This window comes from Microcystis sp. M49636_WE2 (assembly GCF_030065375.1).
GTDB lineage: Bacteria > Cyanobacteriota > Cyanobacteriia > Cyanobacteriales > Microcystaceae > Microcystis > Microcystis aeruginosa_C.
In genome coordinates this window covers 1-3,340 of sequence record NZ_JASJFG010000896.1, presented here as the reverse complement: position 1 = coordinate 3,340, position 3,340 = coordinate 1, and the positions used below count along the sequence as shown (strand labels likewise).

Sequence of the window (3,340 nt, the reverse complement as noted above, 5' to 3'; positions counted from 1 at the left end):
TGAGTTAGCGCACCGTTTAACTAGACCATCAATTTTAGAACGATTTGATCTCGATCCCGAACATAGTATTGTCGAGTTAAAAGTCCCGGAAGCTTTTCACGGTAAAACCCTAGCAGAGTTAGAAATTCGTAATCGTTATGGTTTAAATATTGTCGCTGTCGGTAATGCGGAAAAATTCAAGATTAACCCCAATCCCCAAGAAAGATTATACAAGGATTTAGCCATGGTGGTAATTGGTTCTAACCGAGATATTCAGCGTTTACCGATGTAGAATTTAGTCAAATAGATGAAGGCGATTTTTTAGCCTTCAGCCGCCAGACTTCGGCGTGAGACTTCGGACGTTCGGCGAGACTTCGGCGTGAGCTTTTGTCGAACATTTTTTTCTCCTGATATCCCTGATAACTGATAACTGATAACTGATTAATTTCCTCGCCAAAAGACAATCGAATTATTGAGAGGTTGAATGATGGTGCCGGGATAATAGAAAGCGAGAATTTGTTCGGGAGACCAACCCAAACGGGCTAAATTATAGGAACCAAATTGACTTAATCCTACCCCGTGGCCAAAACCGCCACCAATAAAGTTATAACCCTGGATTTGTCGATTGGTATCGTAGATAGGATCGATGTAGAATAGGGTACTGCGAGGCGGTCCTAAGGCACTACGCACCTCATTTTTATGCAGTTCCAAAATCCCCTTATCGGTTTGAATAGTCATAGTCAGAATCCGACCGGAAGGAGAGCGCTTAGTCACTTCCATCCATTGGATTTTCTGGAAATGGGCGAGGGGATGTTTTCTGCGTTTTAGATAGGTTTCTAGGTCTTGACTCAAATCAGCTAAAGAAGCTTGTTTTTGCCAGCGAAAAACCCGTCGGCCTGTCTCATTAAAACCATCTTTAAGATTAATAAACTGGCGAAAAGTTGTCTCATTAGCGAGAGATTGTTTCGACAGGTCCCAGACTCGATTGGGGGAGTCCACCACTGCCCGGAGATAAGGTCTTTCTTCCCCATCCCAAACATCACTAAAGAGGGCAGTTACTCCGCCGGTGGTGGAGGAATAAAGGGCATCCACTAACTCATTTTGGTAGGTTAAAACTAGGCCTCGCGTGGCTGTGATCGCTTGATCGGCCCGGGGATTAGTTCCCGTCAATCCATAATAAACTTGACAATGGGTATCGGCACAGAGTTCGTAATTATCGGCTTGAAAACGGCGGAGATTGCGGAGGGCGTAGGTACGGGCGATAATAGTTTGCGCTTGGGTGGCACTTTCCGGGGCATCATGACCGATTTCGTGGGGTACAACCCCACGCAGGTAGGTTTCGAGGGGAACGTTATTAACTAGGGTAAAAGTGCCGTAGGCGTTGGGCTGTAGGCGCATGGTTCCCCCGTACAAACGTACTTGCTCGGGGCTATGGGTGACTTGAATCAGGTTTTTTTGGCTCTCGATTTCTAATTCTTTGGGAAAATAGCGCACCCCGTTGATCTGGAAAGAAACTTGCGGCTTTTCTTTGAGTAAAACACTATTAATATAGGGTTGATTGTGGCCTTTTGCTTGCAAACTGGTCAGCAACCAACGCCGCACTAGGGGATTTTCATAAACTTCTCGCTTTGCCCAAACCTGCCAGCGTCCGGGTTGGGTGATTTCCACTTTAATGCCCATTTTTGCCCAATTTTTGGCACTATTTTCGGCGGTTTCAAAGGTGGCGTGGTCGCTCAAAATGACTTTTTCTTGGAGGATGGGAGAAGCGAGGGGACGGGGAATAACTTCTAATTGTAGGCGATTGGTTTGCAGGGTTTGGGATTGGCCATCTTCTCCCAGCACCCGCAGGGTGAGATTATCACCACTGCTACTACTCAGGGTTAATTTTTCCTTGGCTTCATCGCCAAAACGTTGGACAATGCCCACTCTCAGAAGGACATCCTTGGCTATAGCGGCAGGAATTAGGGTTAAACTGAGCAAGATCGCCGCAGTTATGGAACCGATGCTAATTATCGGTTTTTTTTCCTTTATTTTTAGCATAAAGTCAAGTATCTGTTAATAAGTTTTCATAAAATTTGAGGATATTCAGAGATTATAGCAGCAAGCTATCAGCTTTTTAGTCATCAGACTTCGGCGTGAGCTTTTGTCGAACGCTTTTTGCTCGCCACTTCCCACTGATAACTGATTACTGCTCACTGAAAAGTCTCCCCACTTGCCAATTCATAATTCATAATTCATAATTCCCATCTAACTTCCCCCATCGCTGATAATGCGTAAACGTACCATTTTTTGCCCACCTTCATCCAGTTCTACTTCGATCACTTCACTGGTTAAACTTTCTAAACAGGTTAACATCGATCGCAGATGGGGATTACTTGCTCCCGTATCCACATAGAGGCGATCGGACAAACTACCCAAACGTTTCCAAGTAGTATAAAGTTTAGCCACAGCCTGCTCTAATTGTGTGGCTTGTTTAACCAGATCCGCCGCCGTATTTAGACAATCGACGCGCAAAGCTTCTTCTAGAGCCATTTCGATATCTAAATTACCTCGTCGGAGAGTTTGTACTTGGGCCGCCGCGTCGAGATATTTGGCTAAACTGCGTGCTTCCGAGGTGATTAATTTTACCGTGTCCACATCGGGATTAGCGGCGATTTCTTGGCGGAGAGTGTCGATATGAGTATCGGGTAACTTTTCTAATTCTTTCACTAGGGGAGCGAGATGACGCGCCGGTAAACTACCATCGCTGGCCTTTTCCTTCACCTCATCGGGTAGTAAATCTGAACTCATCGCCGTCCATTCATCGGCCAATTGTTTCACCTCCCGACGAGTAATTCTCTCCCCTTGTCGGGCCGCATCACTGACTAATTTTTGAATTTCGGGGGCAGATTTGGCCGTTTCCACGAAGGCGCGTTTACTAAAATTATTGATACTATCGGGATCCAGTTGTCCTTCTGCTAGGAGAGTATCAGCACTATTAGCCAATTGAATCAGAGCATAAGCTTGACTTTTAGTGATTTCTCGCTGTTTTAACCAGTTTAAAAAGCCTGTACCGCGACTATCACCGCCTTGCTTCTCTCGGTCGCGAATAGCTCGCAAAATTCGCCCCCGCCAGATTTCCGTTTGCAAATCAAAGCGATCGCAAACTTTCCAAAAAGAATCCAGTTGCTGCTGAAAGTCATGATCTTGGATGGTTTCATCTTCGGGATCTGGCAGTTGAAAGTTAAACTCTAGAGGCGTTTCAAAGGCATCAATGATCGCGGAGGTGTCGGAGGAGAACGTCGCAGCATCAACCATATATGATAGACTCGGCAGTTAATCGGGCATTTTATCTTAACTCGCTCTGGCAACCCCCGACAAG

3 protein-coding genes are annotated in these 3,340 nt (G+C 45.6%); 1 reads left to right on the top strand and 2 read right to left on the bottom strand.

The genetic code is table 11. From position 1 onward, the window contains the following. Nucleotides 1–271, top strand: a 271-nt coding sequence (locus PX484_RS20515) for a TrkA C-terminal domain-containing protein (protein WP_288105307.1), incomplete at its 5' end; no start/stop codon positions are given. Nucleotides 272–420: 149 nt separating this feature from the next. On the opposite strand, the gene PX484_RS20510 is transcribed toward PX484_RS20515, so the two are convergent. Further along, nucleotides 421–2,019, bottom strand: a complete 1,599-nt coding sequence (locus PX484_RS20510; protein WP_287767292.1) for a SpoIID/LytB domain-containing protein — start codon at nt 2,017–2,019, stop codon at nt 421–423. 207 nt (nt 2,020–2,226) lie between these two features. Next, nucleotides 2,227–3,276 carry a hypothetical protein gene (locus PX484_RS20505; protein WP_002798288.1) on the bottom strand — a complete coding sequence of 350 codons (1,050 nt, stop codon included), beginning with the start codon at nt 3,274–3,276 and terminating at the stop codon, nt 2,227–2,229. Nucleotides 3,277–3,340 lie beyond the last annotated feature (64 nt).